Below are 19,381 nucleotides of genomic sequence, written 5' to 3'. Positions count from 1 at the left end.
TTGCGAGAAATCGCAAGCCGTTTGTACTTCCCTCAAAAAAGAGAAAAAGACCGTTGCACCGCCGAAGCTGTTTGACCTTACCGCGTTGCAGCGCGAAGCCAACCGCCTGTACGGGTTTACGGCGAAACAGACCCTTGATTATGCGCAAGCCCTCTACGAAAAGCGGCTTTTGACCTATCCCCGCACCGACAGCAAATACATCACTTCCGATATGCAGGACAGCACAAAGGAACTCATTACCGGGCTTTGTTCGCTGCTTCCCTTTATGCGGGACGTGAAGCTGCAAGCAGACCTTACAAGGGTTTGCGACAACAGCAAAGTAACCGACCACCACGCTATTTTGCCGACAGCCGAGTTTTTGAAAACGGGCTTTTCTTCCCTTACCGACAGCGAAACAAAACTTATGACCCTTGTATGCGCGAAGCTGCTTTGCGCCGCAGCCGCGCCCTATGAATATGAAGCGGTTACGGCGGTTATCTCTTGCGGCGGTTATACCTTTACCGCAAAGGGAAAGACGACGCTTTGCGAGGGGTGGCGTGAGATTGAAAAGCTGTCCCGCGCCGCGTCCGAGGAACAGGACGAGGACGCAGAGCCGGAAACCGTTTTGCCGCCGCTTGCCGAGGGGCAGACCTTTGACAATCCGGCAGCGGAGATCTCCGAGCGTTACACGCAGCCCCCGAAAGCATATACCGAAGATACGCTTCTGTCCGCTATGGAGAACGCGGGCAAGGAAGAAACGCCGGAGGACGCAGAGCGCAAAGGGTTAGGCACTACCGCAACGCGGGCGGGTATCATTGAAAAACTCATTAGTGCGGGCTTTGCCGAGCGCAAGGGCAAAAAGCTAATCCCCACAAAGGACGGGTATAACCTTGCCGCTATCCTGCCCGAAGTCCTTACGTCCCCGCAGCTTACGGCAGAATGGGAAACCCGCCTTACCGGGATTGCCAAAGGCAGCGACAGCCCGGACGATTTCATGCGCAGCATTGAGGAAATGACAGCGGGGCTTGTCAAAACCTATTCCGCGATTTCCGAAGATAAAGCGAAGCTGTTTACCCCGCAGCGGGAAGCAATCGGCACTTGCCCCCGTTGCGGCGCGACGGTTTACGAGGGCAAGAAAAACTACTACTGTTCCGACAGGGCGTGCAGCTTTGTCATGTGGAAAAATGACTTGTTCTTTCAGCAGCGCAAAAAGACTTTCACAAAGGCGATTGCCGCCGCCCTTTTGAAAGACGGAAAGGTAAAAATCAAGGGTATGTACTCCACCAAAACGGGAAAGACCTTTGACGGGGTTGTGCTGCTTGCCGACACAGGCGGCAAGTATGTAAACTTCCGCGTCGAGCAGAACCGAAAATGATTAGGCTTGATGAAAAGCAGTATCGAGCCGTTAAGAAAATGACCCGCGCCGCGTGCGCCAACAACGATTGCGGGAACTGTCTGCTATTGGACGACGGGGAAACTTGCGTGTGTGTGCAGAGTATCAGCTATTCGCTGTTATGCCGTTATTTCCGCGAAGCGGTTTTACCCGCAGACAGGCAGCTTTGCGAACAGATCACCCGCAGCGGGGAAACCGATTTGAAGCGTTGCGCGGTATGCGGCAGCACGTTTGCGGCGGGCAGCAATCGGGCGAAATACTGTCCCGATTGTGCGGCAAAGATACGCCGCAGGCAGAAAGCGGAAAGTGAGAGAAACAGGCGTTTACGGATAAAAACAACTACATAGCAAGCACAGCAAACGAGTACCCGTTTGCGAGAAATGCCCGCGCTGCTCTTGGAACGGCGCGGGCATTTTGCTTGTTGGGATAGTCCCAAACCCTTAAAAATCGAGAAAGGACGTGATGAAACAATATGCCGTATTCTTCATACGACCATGACAAATTGGAAACCGCCGAAACCATGCGGATAGAACGCCGGATATATTTTGAAGCAAAGGACGGGGATATTGCCCCCTATGTTTCCTTGCTGCCGGAACAGCTACACGCCATGCGCGAGGAAAGCGCGGCAGCGGAACAGGCGGTTTTTGACGACCTTGCAAGACGCGCCACCGCTTGGGAGCAACAGGCGGGAAAAACACTTTTGCTTGACAAAGCGATTGAATACACAAGGACAACCGTTGTGCAGCACACTTCTAACGAGTGGCAGAAAGGCGAATATGACCGATATACCCGCAGCAACCGGGTATATCAGATGAACTACCACATTTACGAGAACACCCGTTACGACAGGGAGAAGCAGCAAAGCGTCCCTTACTCTTATTCTCTCACATGGAGCGTTTATACCAACAGCCCGAACAGGAACGGGCAAGCGAAGATTGCCGGACAGGACAGAAAGGTTTTTTCCGACAAGGCGGCTATGGAAAAGTATCTGAATGGACGTATCAAAGCATATGACCGTCTGTTTACGGAAATCTCCCCACCTATCCCGCAGGAGTACGCCGAGCATTTCAAAGTAAACGGTATGCTTTTACCGGGCTATACCATTGAGGGCGAGGAACCCCCGCAGCAGCAGCCACAGACGGCAGCTATCCCCGAAACTACCGGGCAGCAAAAGGAGCGTGAACACATGAGCGAACAGTTTTCTATTATGATTGGCAACCGCAGCCGTTTTGAAGCGGGCGACCCCGACGGTTATTGGCTGGATATGCCCGCCACAAAGGAGCAGCTTCACGAAGCCATGCAGAGCGTCGGCATTACCGCCGACAACCCGCAGGATTTTTCCATTCGCGGCTTTTCCGACGACCCGGAAAAACATATTGCCTTGCCTTATGACATGGTATGCGCCGCCAGCGTGGACGAACTCAATTTTCTTGCGGCGCGGATTGAGCAGCTGGACCCCGCCGAGATCGGCAAGCTGAACGCAGCCTTGCAGCAGAAAAACGGCTTTGAGAACATCGGACAGGTAATCGACTTCACCTACAACGTGGATTTCTACGTCCATATTCCCGAAGTACATACCTACCGCGATTTGGGCGACTACTACTTAAATCAATCCGGCATGGTGCAAATGCCCGAAGAATGGAAAGGCGGGATTGACCTTACCGCTTTTGGCAGGAACGCCGCCGAGCAGGAAAAGGGCGCGTTTACCGAATACGGCTATATCGTCGAAAGCGGCGACGAGTGGGAGCGTCAGTTTGAGGGGCGCGAAGTGCCGGAGGAATACCGCATTATGAGTTACCCGCAGCAAGAGCGCGGCGAACAGGATAAAACCTTTTTAGACGCAGCCGAAGTACAGCAAGCAGACGCACAGCCCGCCGAGCCGCAGCAGCCCCGCCCCGTCGTACCGATTATCCTTTCTTCCGAAAAGCCCGGCGACAAGGTAAAGGAGATCACCGCCCGTCTGGAACAGGGCATACAGGCGGTTTTTGACAGCGACCGCTACAAAGAGTTTTTAACGGCTATGTCAAAGTTTCACGATTACAGCTTGAATAACACTATCCTAATCGCCATGCAGGGAGGCAATTTGGTAAAGGGCTATTCACAATGGCAGAAAGAGTTTGACCGCCATGTGAAAAGCGGCGAGAAAGGTATTAAAATCTTTGCCCCCGCGCCCTACAAGGTAAAAAAGCTGGTGGATAAAATCGACCCCGACACAAGAAAGCCCATACTTGACAGCGAGGGAAAGACGGTTAAGGAAGAAAAGGAAGTTACCGTTCCCGCCTTTAAGGTTGTAACCGTCTTTGACATTTCGCAGACCGAGGGCAAGGAGTTCCCCGACCTCTCCGTTAAACCGCTGCTTGCCGATGTGGAACAGTACGAGGACTTTTTCGCTGCCCTTGAAAAAGCGTCCCCCGTTCCGATTGCTTTTGAGCAGATCACAAACGGCGCAAACGGATATTTCAGTTTGACCGATAAGCGAATTGCTATCAAAGAGGGTGTGAGTGAGCTGCAAGCGGTTAAGACCGCCATTCACGAAATCGCCCATGCGAAGCTGCATGACGTGGACTTAAATGCCCCGCTGGAGGAACAAAACCGCGTTGACCGCCGCAGCCGCGAGGTACAGGCTGAAAGCGTTGCCTATACGGTGTGTCAGCATTTCGGGCTTGATACGTCGGATTACTCTTTCGGGTATGTTGCCGGGTGGAGCAGCGGCAAGGAAATGACCGAATTAAAAGCGTCCCTTGAAACGATACAGGCGACCGCAAAGGAACTCATTACCGAGATTGAGGGGCATTTTACCGAATTGCAGCAGCAGCGGCAAACCGAGCAGGAGCAGGAAACGAAAACAAAAGAAACCTTGCTTCTCAACGGCAAGGAGGACAGCTACGGGATTTATCAGTTAGCCCGCAGAGAGGAAACTATGGATTTGCGCTTTGAGCCTTTCGACCGTCTGCAAGCAACGGGGCATACCGTTGACCGGGCAAATTATGAACTCGTCTATACCGCGCAGCTTACAAAGGATATGACGCTTGGCGGCATTTGGGAAAAGTTTAATATCGACCGCCCCGACGATTTTAAGGGGCATAGCCTTTCCGTTTCCGACATTGTTGTGCTTCATCAGAACGGCGAGAACACCGCCCACTATGTAGACAGCATAGGTTTTCAGCAAGTACCGGAGTTTTTACAGGAACAAGCGCAGCAGACCCCCGTATTTGATAAGCTATCTCCCGAACAGCAGCAAGCCCTATCCGATACCGTAAAAGATACGCTGCAACTGCTTGTAGACGCAGACAAGCGGATTTATGGCGACGTTACAGGCAAGACCCTTGAAGCAATCGCGGCACAAGGGTATTCCTACAAGGGCGGGCAGCTTGAAAAGCAGCAGCCGGAAGCGACCCCCGAAAGCCTTATGACGGGCGAAACCGTCAGAACGCCGAGGGGTAATTTTTATATTACCGACATGAGCCGAGAACAGATCGAAGCGGCGGGCTTTGGTTTTCATCATGCGTCGGAGGACGGGAAGTATCTCATTATGGGAAACGGCACACAGGCATTTGCCATAGCTGCCGAGCAGCCGCAGCGGGATAATCCCTTAAAGCACGTTGAGGACATTGTAGAGCAGAACGACAACAACTTTGACGGGATTATCAATAATACGCCGCAAACGCCCACCGTCGCGGATTTGGAGCAGCGGGCAAAGGCGGGCGAAGCGATCTCCGTTGCCGACCTTGCGAAAGCGGTAAAAGCCGAGAAACGGGAGCAGCCGCAAAAGAAACCGTCCATTTTGAAGAAGCTGGACGAGTACAAGAAACAGGCGGCGCAGCAGCCGAAAGACAAGCAGAAAGAGCAGAAAAAGGATTTGGAGGTTTGATAGTATGAATATCCGCTTTACCATTGAGGAAGAAAACATAATTGCGATTTACGCCGAGGACAGCCGGGAAAGGACGATTGATAATATCAACTCTGCCATACCCTACATGGACGAGGATATGCGCCAGCTTGCCGCCGCAGCGGTGAACAAGCTGCAAGCCATGACGGACAGCGAGTTTTCCGAAAGGGAGTTTATCTTGACCGACGAGGAATAGCCCATAGAGAACAGGGGCGCGGTTGCCGATTTCCGGCACCGCGCCCCTGTTCTTTTTTTGTCCTTGCGTGGACAATTAGAAAGCCGTTTTTGCGGGTTTGAATATACTTTATCGTCTATGTCGTTTTCATGCGCTGGAAGCCGCAGAAACACAGGCGTTTTCAGCCCTTAACATTCCACTTGCCACCCCATGTTTTGCGCCTTATCGCTCCTGCTCCCGCGCCCTGCTTTGGGACGGGTAAAGAATACTATCGACGTTCTTTTTGACAACGCCGTACTCTTGCATTTGCTTTTTCGCTTGGCGGTAATCCTCATACAATTTGGTTTTCCTGTCGTTTAAGCTGCTATACTCCTTGCGCAGCGCGGCGAGATCGGGCAGCTTCTTTATCTGCATTTCCTTTAATGCCCTTGCCGCAGCTTCAAACAGGATAATTTCGCTTTCATGCCCCCGCAGATACTTTTCCTTGTCCGGCGATTTTCGGTATTCATCGTAAATCGGTTTTAACTGTCGGTATGTGGTGGTGTGCTTGATAAGCAGCGACAAATCAGACATACGCTGTTCCACTTCCTTAACCGCCTTTGCCGCCGCGTCATGAGCGGTCATAATATCGGCTATCTTGCTTTCAAGTTCGCTATAATACTCAATCTTGTTTTCGGTTAGGAAGTTCATGCTTTTAGCAGCCTGTTTCAGATTATGGATTTTTGCCCACCGTTCATAGCCCGCCGACTGTTGGGCTTTGATACTGTTTTCAAGATCGACGACAAGCCGGATTTTCTTATCTTCCCGCAGCGTTTTTGTTTTGGCAACATACACGCCCTTGATACGCTCCTTTATCGCTTCTTCCGTATAGGCCGCGCCGAGCGTCTTTGTGCGGGTAAACCGTTCCTGTCCGGCAGCGCGAAAGGAAATGTATTTGCCCTGTTTGATTTCATACCCCATTTCCTGCAAGCGGCGCAGCAGTTCGTCAAAATCTTTCACTTGGGGAATGAGAGTATCTATCGCCGTTTTCAGCTTTGCTTTGTAGCTTGTCCCTTGCTTTTCGGCGGTGTATTCTGCATAGCTTTTTCCCTTGTCCTGTCCCGGTACGACGACGGATAGCCCATGCTCTTTACATATCCTGTCGCTGGTGCGCCGGATAAAGTGATAGCTTTGCTTGTTGGAATGGTACTTTTTGTAGTCAACGAAGCTAACCGCGTTGAAAATCAAGTGATTATGCAGATGGTCTTTATCGACGTGAGTTGTCAAAACAAACTCATACTTGCCGCCTAATACCGCCCCGGCAAGTTCCATGCCGATTTTGTGCGCTTCTTCCGGTGTGGTTTCTCCCACCGCAAAGGATTGTATCAAGTGCCGCCCTAAATGTGTGCCGCGATCTCCGGCAGCTTCCCGCGTCCATGCAAACTCAATATCGGCGGTTTCCAGCCCGCAGCCGAAAGAGGACGCAAGCAGCTTCCCGTCTGTCTTTTCGGGATTTAAGATATAGTCTATCGCAGCCTTTAAGGTTGATTTAATAGGGTGCGTCTTTGTAACCGCCATATCTCGTCCACCGCCTTTTTAATGTCCTCTATATCCTGCCTGTAAACCGTCCCCGTCGCATTGGCGCGTTTTGCAATTTGGTTGATGTTCCGGCTCACCGCTTGCAGTTCCCGGATATATGCTTTTGTGTCGCTTCGGTCAACGACAAGAATATACCCGTCTATCGCCATTTTACGGAAGTATGCCCCATACTGCTTTATGGGAAGCTGCTTCATCTTCTCGTCGATCAGCCGCTTTTCTTCTTCCGTAACGTAAAACTTCATCTGTATATTTCTCTTTCGGTTTTCCATTTCCGCGCCGCCTTTCGGTATAAGGGTTTGGGATTATCCCAACAAGCATTTTCCGCAAACGGGTACTCGTTTGCTGTGCTTGCTATCTACTCCATACCCCCACCGAAAGGCGGTATTTGTTGCGCGTTCCTTTGATTTTGGACGCAAAAAAAGATTGCAGCCGCCATGCGCTGCAATCTCCCGATTTCTCATATTGTGAGGTTAATCCTCTGCTTTTTCGACTTCCGTTATCTCCCTTGCTGTTGCGGTTACAATCCGTATGCCTTTATCGCTCATACCGTCCAGCAGCGCGTCAAGCTGCCGCCGCCCGGTGGATTTCTCCGCATTGCTGTTCGGGAAGAAAAATTGATCTACCGAAATATGATACCGGGTTACAAGGTCATAGAATACCTGTAAACTCGGCTGTTGTCCCTTGTTCTCGATATTCGCAAGGTAGCGCGGGGAAATATATAACTCGTCGCTTACCTTTTTGCGGCTCTCGCCGTATTCATTTCTCGCGGCTTTTATAGCTGCCCCGAAAGCCTTAAAGTCGTACAATGGTACGGGTCTTTTTGCCATTTTCATTCACCCTGTTACATTTTACAGTTCACCTTTCTTTTTGGATATGTCCACACAATTCATATCATTAGGTTAAATACTTCCTGTTGTGTATTGACAGTAGACTGATTTTCTGATAAAATAAAATTTATGTAAAAGGAGGCGGCGTTTATGTTGCATAGCATGCGTATTAGATAAGCATTGAAAAAAAGGATTTTCCCATTTTCAACATGGGCTTTTTTGTCATGCTTATTTTGCGGATGCTATACAAAAAACTAACGACGTATAGATATAGTATAGACATAGTGCAAGCTATGCCTTAGTTTTGTTGTACTGCTCTGTGCATTATAAATGCAGGTCAATGCTCATGTTGAGGATTGACCTGCATTTTTTTGTGTAAAAAGGACGAGTGAAATATAATGCTTAAAAAATATTGGATAAAATGTCCGATTTGTAACGGAAAGACGAGAGTTCAAGTATTTCATAATACTGTATTAAAAGATTTTCCTCTTTTCTGCCCTAAATGCAAATTGACGCATATCATTGATGTAGAAAAATTAGAGATTGTAATCAAAAATACAGAAAAACAAACTTTTATTATTTAGAAGAAAGGATATAAAAATGAAACGTTTACCTAAATATACGCCTGCGGAAGTACGGAATGATCCATACGGATTTACTTACAAAGAAATGTCGGAAGTTATTGGCGAGAATGAAGCAAAAGCCTTATATGAAGAATTATATAAGCAATTACCACGCAAAAAAAATCTATCAATGTTGGTAAAAAATATTTGCAAAAGCAGTGATACTGAAAAGTATGTTTACGAACTGAAAGACAACAAATACATTGAAACGGTTTTTATCAAGCGGCGAGATGGTGGAACTGTTTGCGTGAGCACACAAGTCGGTTGTCCTGTTGGTTGTATTTTTTGTGAGTCCGGGCGAAATGGCTTTGTTCGTAATCTAACATCGTCAGAAATCGTACAACAGATTATATTGTTGCGTCGAAAAGTAAACCGTATCGTTTTTATGGGTATGGGAGAGCCTTTATTCAATTATGACAACTTGATAAAAGCAATCCATATTCTCCGAGATAGATATGGGCTCAACTTTCCAACCGACGGCATTACCATATCAACAGTTGGTCCGGTCGATCAATTAAAAAAATTGCGCGAGGAACATCTTAAAATTCAGTTGACAATATCTTTACACGCAGCAACACAATCTGCAAGAAATCGTATTATTCCTCACATGCGCATATATGCTATTGAAGATGTTGTTAAGCAAGCCTTATCCTATTCTGAAAGGCATAATCGCAAAATTGTCTTTGCGTATTTGCTTTTACCGGGTATAAATGACCGGCCCTCAGATGTAAGACAACTTGCAAAATGGTTTCGGGGCAAAAAAGTTATGATTAACGTGTTACAATACAACCCAACAAGCAATTCAAGAATTAAAGCACCACAGAAACGGGAAATAGTTGCATTCAAACATCAATTAGAGCAAGCAGGACTTGAAGTTACTATGAGAGTTTCTCATGGCAGAGAGATTAACGCGGCTTGTGGACAGTTAGCTAACACATATAATAAATTCAAAAAAAAATGATTAAAAGTGCCAGACGCATAGACGCAGAGCCGATAACGCATTAGGTCAAAAAACCTATGTGTTATCGGCTTTTTTATTTAATATTGCGCAAAAGCCGCTGTTCCCTATTATAGAATGGATTGCGGGTAGTGTATTAAAGTCGCCCTTTTTTAAGGATACGGCGGTATCGGGGAGGTATCGCCGTGTCCATTTTTATTTACTGTAACCCGCCTAATGCTTTGCGGTCAAAAAAAGCTATGCTCCGCAAGCGGGATATTCCGGCTATGAATGTGAACTGTCAATACATTTAGCTACTGCTTACATTTCCTTTGCGCCCGTCCGCGTCTTGCGGACGGGCGCATTTTGCTTTTTTCAACTTTTTTCTGAAAAGCGCACTCAAGAGCCATCTCCCGAACGGGTACGGAGCGAAAGGGGCAGAGAGGACAAGCCCTTAACTCCCGTCCTCTACTCCACGCGGGAAGGAGGTGAACTCTATGGAGCTATCTTCTTCCGACAAGGAAAGAATACAACATCAGTACGACGCATTAGCAAAGAAAACTTTGGTCGGCGAAGCGAAAAGCCACCGTCGCACTCTTGCGAAACGCGCAGCACGCGAAGTTACTTTTTCGGATTTGAGCGAAAGCGAACTTGCGCAGCTTTTCACAACGGACGAATACGAAAGCGATTATTTCCGTTTTCAAGTGTCCGGCTTTGATGTACTCGTCAAAAATGAATTGCTTGCCGAAGCACTTAACGCTTTGCCCGAAAGAAAACGCGACATTATCCTGTTGTCCTACTTCTTGGATATGAGCGACGCGGAAATTGGCGAACTGCTGAATGTTGTACGCACGACGGTTTTCCGGCACAGGAAATCCGCGCTTGCGAAAATCAAACAGTATTTGGAGGGAAAAGCAGATGATGAATACCGTTAGGAAATCTGAAAATCTGTTGCCGTTCCCTGTCATTTCCGCAGCGGCAAACGGCGACACAACCGCCATGTGCGCGATCTTGAAGCATTACGAGGGTTACATAGCAAAACTTTGTACCCGCACGCTGAAAGACGACGCGGGCAATACCTATTCCTATGTGGACGAGGAAATGCGTAACAGGCTGCAAGTGCGTCTTATTACCCGCACCCTTGCTTTTCATGTAGGATAACTTTTCCAGCCCATGCGGGAGCGTGTCCCCTTTCCACGCTTCCCGTTATGGGCTATTTGTCGTTCCGCAAAAGCATATCCGCTGTTGATGTGCTTTTGCAGGCCGACAAAGCCTATTGTTCTTTGACAAAGAAAGCGGCCTTTGGTGCGCAGCATAACAGGCAACGGGTACATTCCGTCTGTACCGAGCCAGTCGGCGGGTACGCCATGACAGCTTTTCCCCTACGGGGAAAAGCCGAGCGAGAACTACCGCGCCGTAAAACAAGTTTAGCAGCTTGTGGGCGACGACATACAAGGCGGCACAATGATACTCCCGCGTTGAACACCCTCAAAGTATTGCGCGGCGCACCCATAAGCATGGGCCGGGGTGAAACTCCCGTGAGGTTGCAGCTAACAACCGCCCGTTTTTGCCTTTTTAGTTCATATTCTCTTTCTATCCCACGAAAGGGGGATTTTCTACTATGGAACAAACAAATAAGCAAGAAGCAAAATCCCCGATTGTACGCGAATACAAGATCGGGGATATAACCTATATCGTCAAAGCCGTTGTAAAAGACGGTGTAAGAGAGGACGCCGCGACAAAGGTACGCCGCCTAATCCACAATGACCTAAAACAAGAAAAAAGCCCGGTATAATGCCGAAATTACTCTCCTATTGCAGACGGGCGGCGGGTTTTGTGGTATAATATACATAACCTGTTTGTCCGGCTGTCGGAATAGGAGGTAACATGAAACAGCCGGATAAATTGACCGCATACTATTTTCGTGCGGCACTTCAAACAGATACTTTGTACCTTGACAATCAAATGCAAAAACTTCTTTACCACGCAAGCCAAAATGGGATTGCCACCTTTGCGCTGTATGTAGATAACGGCTATAACGGTTTGAACTTTGACCGTCCCGCGTTTTCCCTTATGCAGCAGGATATGAAAAATGGGCGGTTAGAAAAAATCATTGTGGCAAGCCTTGACCGCATTTCCCGTAACTGTTTAGACGTAATCGCTTTTGCAGATTGCGCCGCTGGTTTGGGTGTTTCTATTGAAGCGATCAACGGCGACCATGCCGCGCTGGATTGCAGCCGACAGCTATATGCTGCACTTGCCGCGAAAGGTGGTGAGCGCAGTTGAGTAACACTTTTTCCTTTCAGCAGATTGCAGCCCCCAAAGTGTTAAGCGCGGAAGTCCGCGAAGCCATTTCAAACAATGTCTTACAATTCTATGTGCGCGATCAACAGCAGAACGCACAGGACGAGGGCATAACGGCTTTGTATGAAAGGCTTTCGCAAGAGGACAAATTGGAGGGCGAGAGCAACAGTATTGCAAACCAAAAGAAGATTTTGGAACGGTACTGCCGGGAGCATGGCTATACGGCAATCCGGCACTATGACGAGGACGACGGATATTCTGGTACGAACTTCAACCGCCCCGGCTTTCAGCGTATGTTAGCCGATATTAAGGCGGGGAAAATCAAGCGCGTTATCGTCAAGGATATGTCCCGTTTTGGACGCGATTATTTGCAAGTCGGTTTTTATACCGATATGCTGTTTCCCGATTTTGGCGTGCATTTTATCGCTGTCAACGACGGAGTGGACAGTACGCGGGGCGAAAATGAGTTTACCGCAATCCGTAATGTGTTCAATGAGATGTACGCCCGCGACACTTCAAAGAAGATACGCGCTACTTGGCAATCAAAGGGGAAATCCGGCGAACATCTTACCACAATCCCGCCTTATGGCTACATGAAAGACCCGGACAACAAAAAGAAGTGGATTATAGACGAGGAAGCCGCAGCCGTTGTGCAGCAGATTTTCGCGTTGTGCGTTTCCGGCTTGGGACCGCAAAAAATCGGAAAGTGGTTAGAGGAACATCAAATCCTTAATCCTACTTTCTATTGGTTGTCAAAAGGCTTGAAAGTAACAAACAAGCCGAAGCCGGGGGCTAATCCTTACAAGTGGACGAATGAAACGGTTTCCCGTATGCTTGAAAAAATCGAGTATTTAGGGCATACGGTAAACTTCAAGACCCGCAAGCAATCCTACAAAAGCAAAAAGACATTGTGGAACGACCCGTCGGAATGGGTAATCTTTGAGAACACGCAGCCGCCGATTGTGGAAGAAAGCGTATTTCTCATTGTGCAGAACATACGCCGATCACGCCGCCGCCCTACCAAAATGGGCGATATGGGTATTTTCTCCGGGCTGCTTTATTGTGCAGAGTGTGGCGGCAAGATGTATCAATGCCGCGCAACGAACTTTACCGAAGAACAGAAGTATTTTATCTGTTCGACCTATCGGAAAGGCAAAGATTTGTGTACGACCCATTCCATTAAAAATGTTGTCCTGCACGAAATTGTTTTGCGGAACTTGCGGGAAGCAATCGAGTATGTAACGCAGTACGAAGCCGAGTTTATCCAAGAAGCAGCGGACAGCCGTTTACGGGAGCGCGACGCGGAGTTTTCTCGCAAGCGCGAAACACTTTCCAGAGCCGAAAGCCGGATTGCCGAATTGGATAACCTGTTCAAGCATTTATACGAGGACAATGTAACCGGGAAATTATCAGATGAACGGTTTATCAAAATGTCCCGTGATTATGAGTTGGAGCAGGAAAACTTAAAATCAATGGCAGAAGTGTTGCGGGAAGAAATCAAGCAGCAGGAAAAGCAAAAAACCAACGTTAAGGCGTTTATCAGCGTCGTAAAGAAGTACACCGATATGCAGGAACTTGACGCTTCCATTTTGCGGGAGTTTATAGACCGTATCGAGGTTTCCCATACCGATAAGAAATCCAAGACAAGGGAAATCACGATTGTTTATAACTTCATCGGTGCATTTGATTTTGAACGGGCAAAAGAAAAAGCCCAAAATACAACTCAAAAACAGCAAAGAACGGCATAGCCGTTTGGCTATACCGTCCCTTGCTTCAATGTTTTCTTAATTCACCGCCCCATTATGGCTGTCCTTTTTAGAGAAGGTATTTCTTATGGGGTATAGCAAAAAACTATATAATGTATTGGGGGGGGTTACGAGTATTATAATATCAAACCCGCCCCATTTTGTACATACCCAGAATTCACAAATATCACAAATTCACCATTCCATTTTTGTGTATTTTTCACAATTAATTATTCCGTAACTGTGTCAAAGAAAGATTTCTCCTGCCGGAACAGCGCTTCGAATTCCTCTCGCGTAATCTTTTCCTTCTGTAAAAGAAGATCCGCGGACTTATGGAGGATTTCCATATTTTCCAGAATGATTTCTTTAGCCCTGGCATAGCACCTGTCAATGATTTCCTTGACTTCCTTGTCAATCTCACCGCTGATGAGCTCACTGTGGGATTTGGCATGGGCAAGGTCACGGCCGATGAATACTTCGTCATCGTCGTCATCATAGCAGACCACACCGATATTGTCGGACATACCGAAGCGGGTCACCATTTTCCTGGCCAGCTTGGTTGCCTTCTTGATATCGCTGGATGCGCCGGTAGTGATGTCGTCAAAAATCAACTGCTCTGCGATACGTCCCCCCAGGGACACCATAATCTCCTCTTCCAGCCTTCCCTTTGTCATGAACATATCATCCCTCTCAGGCAGAGGCATGGTATAGCCGGCCGCCCCGATTCCTGTGGGAATGATGGAAACCGTATATACCGGCCCCACATCAGGAAGCACATGGAACAGAATCGCATGGCCGGATTCATGATAGGCCGTAATTTTCTTTTCCGCATCGGAAATGATACGGCTTCTCTTCTCCGAACCGATTCCCACCTTAATAAAGGCTCTCTGGATGTCCTCCTGGGATACGAATACCCGGTCGGACTCCGCCGCCAGAATGGCCGCTTCATTCAAAAGGTTTTCCAGATCTGCGCCGGTAAAGCCCGCGGTAGTCTGGGCCACCTGCTTCAGGTTCACATCATCGGCCAGCGGCTTATTTCTTGCGTGCAGCTTCAGGATATCTTCCCTGCCGCCCACGTCCGGGGTTCCCACGCTGATTTTCCTGTCAAAACGTCCGGGACGCAAAATCGCGGGATCGAGTATATCCACGCGGTTGGTGGCCGCCATAACGATAATTCCTTCATTCACGCCGAAGCCGTCCATCTCCACCAGCAGCTGGTTCAGCGTCTGCTCCCTTTCATCGTGGCCGCCGCCCATACCGGTTCCTCTGCGTCTTGCCACGGCGTCAATTTCATCAATAAATACGATACAGGGAGAATTTTTCTTCGCTTCTTCAAACAGGTCACGGACCCTGGAAGCGCCCACGCCGACAAACATTTCTACGAAATCAGATCCTGAAATGCTGAAAAACGGTACATTCGCCTCACCCGCAATGGCTTTGGCAAGCAGGGTCTTACCGGTTCCGGGAGGGCCCTCCAGCAGGACACCCTTGGGAATTCTGGCTCCCACCCTGGTGAACTTGGAGGGTTCCCGGAGGAAATCCACGATTTCCTGCAGCTCTTCCTTCTCCTCCTTCAGCCCGGCCACGTCCTTAAGGGTAATTTTGTTATCTGCGCCCACGCTCATTCTGGCCCGGCTTTTCCCGAAGTTCATCATTTTGTTGCCGCCGGCGCCCGCGCCCGCATTCTGGGCATTCATCATCATAAAGAAGAACACCATGATAATTACGGCCACGACGAGCATGGGAAGTAAGGAATTCATAAACCAGCTTTCCCTGGGCACATCCCGCACAACGGGATCAATGCTGTAATCCTCAAACAGCCGGATCGCTTCTTCCACATTCGTCACATAAAGAGTCCGGTTCTGCCCGCCCTTGAGCAGAACGGCGGCCGAGCCGGTAGGCGTTTCCCTGTTCTGCGTGATGACGGCGCTGGTTACATTTCCGGCCTTCAAATCCTCTTCCAGGGCGCCCCGGGTATAATTATCCTGCATCTGGTTCATGGAGCTGGACCATACCATCAGAAGGAGCGCTCCCAGCAGCAGAATAAAAATCAGATTAATACCCCTGATATTCTTTCCCAATTTCTTTCCTCCTTTTACGGCAGCTGTTTAAGCCCTTCTGTGTGAGCCTCCTCCCTGCCGGGACTGCGGCCCGCGGGAAACTGCCTTTTTTCAAACGAAAAAGCTGCATTCCGCAGCTTCTTCATTATTTTCATTAATCATCGAATTCAACCACACCAATGTACGGAAGATTTCTGTATCTCTGATCATAATCCAGACCGTAGCCCACTACGAATTCATCTGGGATCTGGAAGCCGGTGTAGTTCACCTTTACATCCGTAACCCTTCTCTCAGGCTTATCAAGAAGCGTGCAGAGCGCCAGGCTCTTTGTTCCTCTGTCACGCATCATTTCCATCAGGTACTTCAGTGTCCTGCCGGAGTCCACGATATCCTCCACAATGATAACATCCTTATCCTTCAGGGGTTCATCCAGATCCTTTACGATCTTAACGACGCCGCTGGATTTGGTAGAACTGCCATAGCTGGAAACAGACATAAAATCAAGGGAAACAGGAACCGTAATCCGCTTGGCAAGCTCACACATAAAAAAGCTGCCGCCCTTCAGGACGCATACAAGATGAACCTGCCTGCCCGCATAATCCTTACTGATCTGATCGCCGATTTCCTGGATTCTTGCATCCACTTCTTCTTCCGTTAATAATACTCTGACTCTTTCAGCCATCTTCTTCTCCTCCTCTTATGTGTACCCGGAGCACTCTTTTCGTGCTGTCCGTCACTTTCACTGCGCTGCTGATGCGGTGTCCCACTACCCAGAGGATATGGCTGCCGTCCGCAAGCAGAAGCAGATTTTCCCTTTCCTGTACCGGTATCTTTTCCTGAATCAGGTAATCCTTCAGACGCTTCTTCTGAAGCTTATCATTGATGCTAAGATAGTCTCCCGGCTGTCTGGTCCGAAGTACCAGAGATTCTATTCTATCATAATCAAACCATTTCGTACATGTTTTTTGCGGAATTATCTGAGAATTTTCCCGCCGGAACAGGGAAAATTCAAGGATTTTTCCCCCGCCGCAGGCCAATGTAAGAACCGGGGCCGCATTTTGCGTATCCCCTGTATTCCCGGCCAGCTCCTCCATATCTATTTTTTGGAAAAAATGCGCCGCCGGGACCTCCTCCTCCGTCCCGTCCAACGCCGCGGCCGCCGGCTTTCTCTCCTGAACGATCACCTCGCCGAAGCTGCGCAGCGCCTCCAGGCCATAGGGAAGCATCACCCTTTTTCCGCCCTGTTTGTAAAAAAGGCTTTCCACATCCCTGATATGGCTCATGCCGATATCCTTTCCTCCTCCGGACAGCTCCTTGAGCACCAGCCTGAGAAGATGGGTCTGCAGAAGCTTCTCTTCCTGAAGGAAGGCCGGTACGGCGATGCGGATTCTTTTTACCGGGGATGGCCTGCATTCCTGCGGGTTCCCCATCCTGGCCCGGGCTTCCTCCGGGCCCGCGGAGCCATCGGACGCTTCCTCTAAAAGCCTGCATCTGTCCAGGGCCTCCTGCGCCCTCCTGCCGACAAAATCCGCCGTCAGTGCCAGAAGCTCCGCCTCCTGCGAAAGATGCGCATCCGCCTCCGGGCAGATTTCCTCCCTGGCAAAAGGAAGAATATGACGGCGGATCTTATTCCTGGTATAAGTATCCGTATCATTGCTTTTATCTATACACCAGCGGATATTTTTTTCCCGGAGCCACTGTTCAATCTCTTCCCTTCCCACGCAAAGAAGGGGCCGGATGATGTTATCCCGCACCGGCCGGATGGATGCCATGCCGTCCAGGCCTGTCCCGCGGAACATGTGGAAAAGCAGCGTCTCCGCCCTGTCATTCCTGTTATGCGCCACCGCAATACGATCCGCCCCAAAGCTTTCCGCCGCTTCATAAAAAGCGCGGTAGCGCACCTGACGGCCGGCCTCCTCCACGGACAGCCCCCTGGATTTTGCCAGAGCCTCCACATCCACTTCGGTCAGATAAAAGGAAACCCCCAGCTGCCTGCAGGTTTCCTCCACATAGGCGGCATCCTCCCCCGCTTCCCTGCGGATGAGATGGTTCACATGGACCACCGCCAGCTTCCATTGAAATGACGGCGCAAGAAGGGCAAGCACATGAAGCAGGCAGATGGAATCCGCCCCTCCTGACACTCCCACCACGATCCTGCTCCCCGGCCCGGCCATATGCTGTTCTTCCATATACCAGCGGATTTTCTCTATCATGCCTGCTGCTGCCTTCCTCTTTTTCGTATCTGCCGGTATCCTTCAAAAGATACCGGCTATCCTTTTACTATATCCAATATTTTCAAAAAAATCAATGCTGCCGCCAGGTCTTGTCCCCCGAAGTCTGTGTGGTGCTGCTGTTCAATGTTCACTCTGTCACTCCCGATTCCTCTCCCAGATGCCTGCCGCGAGCACGGTCATATCATCCCTGATTCTGCCCTGACACTGTTCGATGGCATATTTCATCATCGTATTGGCGATTTCCGCCGGTGAAACGGAGCCGATGCAGCCAAGCAGCGTTTCCAGCCTCTCCTCCCCATCCTCTCCGGGCCAGCCCTCCGTCATTCCGTCGGAAAGCATGATTATGTAATCCCCGTCCATCAGCTGACACTCCGCGGGCCGGGGCTGTGCATGTCCGAAAGCGCCCAGCGGCAGCGTCCCGCCGTCTATCTTTTCCACAATGCTCCCCCGCTTGATAAAGCTTGCCGCCGCCCCTGTTTTCATAAACCGGCAGCTTCCCTCATACAGATCCACACTGCACAAATCCAGCGTGGGCATATTCCCTTCCTTCCCTTCGCTGGCCACCGCGCTGTTCACAAGCTGCACCGCCATTTCCAGCGGCAGCCCCGCTTCCAGCATGGTTTCCGTCATATCCGCCACGGCCTCGCTGTCCCTGCAGGCCTCTTCCCCTGAACCCATGCCGTCGGAAAGCACAATCGTAAAATTTCCGTCATCCGCTTCAAAAAAAGCAAAATTATCTCCCGAAACCTCCTCCGTCTCCTTGGCCGCCCGGGCCGTCCCGGTCATATAGCAATAAAAAGGCTCCTCCTCGAAGAAAAAGCAGACCGGGTCCTGTCCGATAAAAAAAGGATTCCGCCTGGCAGACATCAGCCTCATATCCAGAAGTACAGAAAGATAATCCGCAGCCTCCTCCACGGTCCTGGAAGCCCTTCCCTTTGTGGAAAGCAGGATGGACAGTTCCATGCGCCCGTCGCCCTTCTGGACAAGATAAATATCCCTGGCAATCAGCCCCTCGCCAAGAAGCCCCTTCATGATTTGCTTCTGCCTCCGGTTCCCCAGGCTGATGAAGCGCACGGACTCATCGGCCACATGATTCATCATATCCGCCATTTCCTTCAGATTTCCCGCAAACAGCTGCCTTCCCTCCGCAAGCCGTTTCCTCATCATGTACACCGCTCTCGCCTGCCTTGCGTCTATGCCATCCTCTCCCTGCGCCTCTTCTTCGTCTTCCCCGAAAATCTGGGCCAGGTTCTGAAAGGTATCCGCACATACCCTGATTTTCCGCCTGCCATATTCCAAAAGATAACCGGACTGCGCCGCACCTGCCGTGTCCCTGCTCTTCATCTGCCATCCCGCCTTTCTTTACTCTGTTTTCCTGTCTGTGACTCGCTCTCATTATAGCGGGATCCTTCTGCGGGATTTGTCAAAGCATGGGGGCCTGTCCCCGGTTTTTATCAGGCTATATTTCCTTTTTCCTCCATGAGATGCGCTTTTCGGCGCTCTTTGCTGTCGGCTTTTCCGTAAGGCAGTCGCGGCCGGTCGTTTTCGCTCCGGCAAAACCACGCATAAAAACCCTTTCCCGGCCCCCATACCTTTGCCCGCAGGAATAGTCAAGACCACCGGCTTAGCCGGTGGCT

General features: G+C 49.7%; 18 protein-coding genes. 11 read left to right on the top strand and 7 right to left on the bottom strand.

Annotation, left to right across the window (positions count from 1 at the left end; all coding sequences use genetic code 11):
- The 4 genes from HMPREF1548_RS25065 to HMPREF1548_RS25050 form a co-directional block, all read left to right on the top strand.
- On the top strand, window positions 1-1,354 hold a 1,354-nt coding region (locus tag HMPREF1548_RS25065), incomplete at its 5' end, for a type IA DNA topoisomerase (RefSeq protein ID WP_021639559.1).
- Complete coding sequence (locus HMPREF1548_RS25060; protein WP_007860200.1) at window positions 1,351-1,719, top strand: cysteine-rich VLP domain-containing protein; 369 nt, start codon at window positions 1,351-1,353, stop codon at window positions 1,717-1,719. The genes HMPREF1548_RS25065 and HMPREF1548_RS25060, both read left to right, overlap by 4 nt.
- Before the next feature lie 125 nt (window positions 1,720-1,844).
- On the top strand, window positions 1,845-5,243 hold the full coding sequence (locus tag HMPREF1548_RS25055; RefSeq protein ID WP_021639558.1) for a YodL domain-containing protein: 3,399 nt from the start codon (window positions 1,845-1,847) through the stop codon (window positions 5,241-5,243).
- Between the two features lie 4 nt (window positions 5,244-5,247).
- Window positions 5,248-5,457 (top strand): transposon-transfer assisting family protein, encoded by a 210-nt coding sequence (locus HMPREF1548_RS25050; protein WP_021639557.1) that lies wholly within the window; start codon window positions 5,248-5,250, stop codon window positions 5,455-5,457.
- Window positions 5,458-5,658: 201 nt separating this feature from the next.
- Here HMPREF1548_RS25050 and HMPREF1548_RS25045 read toward each other — a convergent pair whose 3' ends face one another.
- The 3 genes from HMPREF1548_RS25045 to HMPREF1548_RS25035 all read right to left on the bottom strand — a co-directional run bounded on the left by HMPREF1548_RS25045 (window position 5,659) and on the right by HMPREF1548_RS25035 (window position 7,841).
- Complete coding sequence (locus HMPREF1548_RS25045; RefSeq protein WP_021639556.1) at window positions 5,659-6,993, bottom strand: relaxase/mobilization nuclease domain-containing protein; 1,335 nt, start codon at window positions 6,991-6,993, stop codon at window positions 5,659-5,661.
- Window positions 6,954-7,283: a plasmid mobilization protein gene (locus HMPREF1548_RS25040; protein WP_002584958.1), complete on the bottom strand. Its 330-nt coding sequence runs from the start codon at window positions 7,281-7,283 to the stop codon at window positions 6,954-6,956. Before HMPREF1548_RS25040 ends, HMPREF1548_RS25045 begins: the two co-directional genes overlap by 40 nt.
- A gap of 201 nt (window positions 7,284-7,484) precedes the next feature.
- Window positions 7,485-7,841: a helix-turn-helix transcriptional regulator gene (locus HMPREF1548_RS25035; RefSeq protein ID WP_002584957.1), complete on the bottom strand. Its 357-nt coding sequence runs from the start codon at window positions 7,839-7,841 to the stop codon at window positions 7,485-7,487.
- A gap of 398 nt (window positions 7,842-8,239) precedes the next feature.
- On the opposite strand from HMPREF1548_RS25035, the gene HMPREF1548_RS25030 reads away from it, so the two are divergent.
- The 7 genes from HMPREF1548_RS25030 (at window position 8,240) to HMPREF1548_RS25005 (ending at window position 13,453) form a co-directional block, all read left to right on the top strand.
- Window positions 8,240-8,425: a cysteine-rich KTR domain-containing protein gene (locus tag HMPREF1548_RS25030; RefSeq protein WP_003431289.1), complete on the top strand. Its 186-nt coding sequence runs from the start codon at window positions 8,240-8,242 to the stop codon at window positions 8,423-8,425.
- 16 nt (window positions 8,426-8,441) lie between these two features.
- Window positions 8,442-9,425 (top strand): 23S rRNA (adenine(2503)-C(2))-methyltransferase RlmN, encoded by a 984-nt coding sequence (rlmN, locus tag HMPREF1548_RS25025; RefSeq protein ID WP_002584956.1) that lies wholly within the window; start codon window positions 8,442-8,444, stop codon window positions 9,423-9,425.
- Between the two features lie 473 nt (window positions 9,426-9,898).
- Window positions 9,899-10,336, top strand: coding sequence for a sigma-70 family RNA polymerase sigma factor (locus HMPREF1548_RS25020; protein WP_002604474.1), 438 nt, complete (start codon window positions 9,899-9,901; stop codon window positions 10,334-10,336).
- Window positions 10,320-10,562, top strand: coding sequence for a helix-turn-helix domain-containing protein (locus tag HMPREF1548_RS25015; protein ID WP_002604473.1), 243 nt, complete (start codon window positions 10,320-10,322; stop codon window positions 10,560-10,562). Before HMPREF1548_RS25020 ends, HMPREF1548_RS25015 begins: the two co-directional genes overlap by 17 nt.
- 460 nt (window positions 10,563-11,022) lie before the next feature.
- Window positions 11,023-11,196 carry a transposon-encoded TnpW family protein gene (locus HMPREF1548_RS29225; RefSeq protein ID WP_021639554.1) on the top strand — a complete coding sequence of 58 codons (174 nt, stop codon included), beginning with the start codon at window positions 11,023-11,025 and terminating at the stop codon, window positions 11,194-11,196.
- Between the two features lie 92 nt (window positions 11,197-11,288).
- Window positions 11,289-11,687 (top strand): recombinase family protein, encoded by a 399-nt coding sequence (locus HMPREF1548_RS25010; RefSeq protein WP_021639553.1) that lies wholly within the window; start codon window positions 11,289-11,291, stop codon window positions 11,685-11,687.
- Window positions 11,684-13,453 (top strand): recombinase family protein, encoded by a 1,770-nt coding sequence (locus tag HMPREF1548_RS25005; protein ID WP_021639552.1) that lies wholly within the window; start codon window positions 11,684-11,686, stop codon window positions 13,451-13,453. Before HMPREF1548_RS25010 ends, HMPREF1548_RS25005 begins: the two co-directional genes overlap by 4 nt.
- A gap of 227 nt (window positions 13,454-13,680) precedes the next feature.
- On the opposite strand, the gene ftsH is transcribed toward HMPREF1548_RS25005, so the two are convergent.
- The 4 genes from ftsH to HMPREF1548_RS24985 form a co-directional block, all read right to left on the bottom strand.
- Window positions 13,681-15,531, bottom strand: a complete 1,851-nt coding sequence (gene ftsH / locus HMPREF1548_RS25000) for an ATP-dependent zinc metalloprotease FtsH (RefSeq protein ID WP_021639550.1) — start codon at window positions 15,529-15,531, stop codon at window positions 13,681-13,683.
- A gap of 133 nt (window positions 15,532-15,664) precedes the next feature.
- On the bottom strand, window positions 15,665-16,192 hold the full coding sequence (gene hpt / locus HMPREF1548_RS24995) for a hypoxanthine phosphoribosyltransferase (protein WP_021639548.1): 528 nt from the start codon (window positions 16,190-16,192) through the stop codon (window positions 15,665-15,667).
- Window positions 16,185-17,723, bottom strand: a complete 1,539-nt coding sequence (gene tilS / locus HMPREF1548_RS24990) for a tRNA lysidine(34) synthetase TilS (protein WP_021639547.1) — start codon at window positions 17,721-17,723, stop codon at window positions 16,185-16,187. Before tilS ends, hpt begins: the two co-directional genes overlap by 8 nt.
- 156 nt (window positions 17,724-17,879) lie before the next feature.
- Entirely contained in the window at window positions 17,880-19,088 is a 1,209-nt protein-coding gene (locus HMPREF1548_RS24985; protein ID WP_021639546.1) for a SpoIIE family protein phosphatase, read from the bottom strand.
- Between the last annotated feature and the right edge of the window lie 293 nt (window positions 19,089-19,381).

The organism is Clostridium sp. KLE 1755 (assembly GCF_000466465.2).
GTDB classification, from domain to species: Bacteria; Bacillota; Clostridia; order Lachnospirales; family Lachnospiraceae; genus Eisenbergiella; species Eisenbergiella porci.
Note: the sequence above shows the minus strand (reverse complement) of the source record. Positions and strands in the feature narration are given on the sequence as shown.

Bases quoted from the DNA above. Each gene is read 5' to 3' on its own strand.
- HMPREF1548_RS25060 (WP_007860200.1), top strand. From the start codon at position 1,351: ATGATTAGGCTTGATGAAAAGCAGTATCGAGCCGTTAAGAAAATGACC.
- HMPREF1548_RS25030 (WP_003431289.1), top strand. From the start codon at position 8,240: ATGCTTAAAAAATATTGGATAAAATGTCCGATTTGTAACGGAAAGACG.
- HMPREF1548_RS25050 (WP_021639557.1), top strand. From the start codon at position 5,248: ATGAATATCCGCTTTACCATTGAGGAAGAAAACATAATTGCGATTTAC.
- hpt (WP_021639548.1), bottom strand. From the start codon at position 16,192: ATGGCTGAAAGAGTCAGAGTATTATTAACGGAAGAAGAAGTGGATGCA.
- HMPREF1548_RS24985 (WP_021639546.1), bottom strand. From the start codon at position 19,088: ATGAAGAGCAGGGACACGGCAGGTGCGGCGCAGTCCGGTTATCTTTTG.
- HMPREF1548_RS25010 (WP_021639553.1), top strand. From the start codon at position 11,289: ATGAAACAGCCGGATAAATTGACCGCATACTATTTTCGTGCGGCACTT.
- rlmN (WP_002584956.1), top strand. From the start codon at position 8,442: ATGAAACGTTTACCTAAATATACGCCTGCGGAAGTACGGAATGATCCA.
- HMPREF1548_RS25015 (WP_002604473.1), top strand. From the start codon at position 10,320: ATGATGAATACCGTTAGGAAATCTGAAAATCTGTTGCCGTTCCCTGTC.
- HMPREF1548_RS25040 (WP_002584958.1), bottom strand. From the start codon at position 7,283: ATGGAAAACCGAAAGAGAAATATACAGATGAAGTTTTACGTTACGGAA.
- HMPREF1548_RS25045 (WP_021639556.1), bottom strand. From the start codon at position 6,993: ATGGCGGTTACAAAGACGCACCCTATTAAATCAACCTTAAAGGCTGCG.
- HMPREF1548_RS25035 (WP_002584957.1), bottom strand. From the start codon at position 7,841: ATGGCAAAAAGACCCGTACCATTGTACGACTTTAAGGCTTTCGGGGCA.
- HMPREF1548_RS25020 (WP_002604474.1), top strand. From the start codon at position 9,899: ATGGAGCTATCTTCTTCCGACAAGGAAAGAATACAACATCAGTACGAC.
- tilS (WP_021639547.1), bottom strand. From the start codon at position 17,723: ATGATAGAGAAAATCCGCTGGTATATGGAAGAACAGCATATGGCCGGG.
- HMPREF1548_RS29225 (WP_021639554.1), top strand. From the start codon at position 11,023: ATGGAACAAACAAATAAGCAAGAAGCAAAATCCCCGATTGTACGCGAA.
- HMPREF1548_RS25055 (WP_021639558.1), top strand. From the start codon at position 1,845: ATGCCGTATTCTTCATACGACCATGACAAATTGGAAACCGCCGAAACC.